The organism is Allobosea sp. P1_A7, assembly GCF_056406775.1.
In genome coordinates this window covers 1-1,151 of sequence record NZ_JBFTZN010000589.1, presented here as the reverse complement: position 1 = coordinate 1,151, position 1,151 = coordinate 1, and the positions used below count along the sequence as shown (strand labels likewise).

The window sequence follows — 1,151 nt, the reverse complement described above, 5'->3', positions numbered from 1 at the left end:
CGCCCGGCGCGCCCAGACGATCGCCGTCGCGATGCCGATCCCGAACCGATCGGCCGCATGGCGCGCAGGCAAGCCCGCCTCGGTCGCCGCAATCACTCGCTCACGCAAATCCTGGCTGTAAGCCCGTGCCATCCCGGTCTCCCGCGTCAGACGAGGAAGGAATCGCACTGTTCGCGCCGCTTGGGAATCCCGGCAGAATCGGAAAACCATGAACCTGCTCTAGTATCTCAAATCTTTCGAGATGCCGGGGGCGCGGAAGACGGCATTCCGGATAGATTTGGCGATAGGCTGCGAGGGCTAAGTCTCGATCAGAAGCTCAGGCACGACTTTGGCTGGGCTATAGAGACCGACATCGGCCCCGGTTCGCAACGACGCGCATTGCGGGGGAGACCGGTGATCTTACCAGCGGGGACCTACATCTCGGATTCTCATAAGGTTTGTTATGAAATGTAACGATTTGCATTTGTTGATCTTTTTGCAATTTCGCTCGAGTGTGTCTTTCGCAAACTCCGGGAAAAGACCTTTCGAGCAACCGATACGGCCGGGGCCCCACTACTTGCGAGAATAGCCCGGCGTTCTGAGGGCGTAGAAGTCCTCTGCGTTCGCCCAGGCTCCGAGACTTGGTCCGACGGATTGGGGATGGGCTGCGAGGGACCGCTGGCAGGAGCGCTAATCTTGCGCCTTGCGCGCGATTGCGAGGCAGAAGTCGAAAGAAGCCAGCTGAAATCGCGGGCTTCTTGCCTGTCGCCTGCGGAAAACCCCAGTGTCAGGAAGCGAGCGTGGGGCCGCTGAGCTGACCACGAACCAACCGCGAGAGCTTTGCCGTCAGCGTGGCCATTCGTGTCTCGCGTCATTCGTGGGGGCCGATGCGAGATTGTGTTGCGCCGGAGTGACTGTGCGCCAAAACGGCAGGAGCATCGCGACGCGCTCGCRGTAGCGCCTGTAGTCGTCGCCGAACAACGCGATCAGGTCGCGCTCTTCCAGCATGATGCCAACCAATATGTAGGCCGTCGTCACTGCCGCGAAGAGCAAATGGCCCTGGCTCATGACGGGAGTAGCCCAGAAGGCGATGATGAAGCCGAGATAGATCGGATGCCGAACAAGCTTGTACAGACCCGGCGTCCTGAATTCGGCCTCCGGCATCCTACGGC

General features: G+C 60.3%; 2 protein-coding genes. Both read right to left on the bottom strand.

The window, feature by feature from the left end; genetic code table 11:
- The coding region (locus tag AC1D34_RS37835; protein ID WP_476827062.1) for an IS630 transposase-related protein at positions 1 to 132 on the bottom strand (132 nt) is incomplete at its 3' end.
- 693 nt (positions 133 to 825) lie between these two features.
- A partial coding sequence (locus AC1D34_RS37830; RefSeq protein WP_476827061.1) for a methyltransferase family protein occupies positions 826 to 1,151 on the bottom strand: 326 nt, incomplete at its 5' end.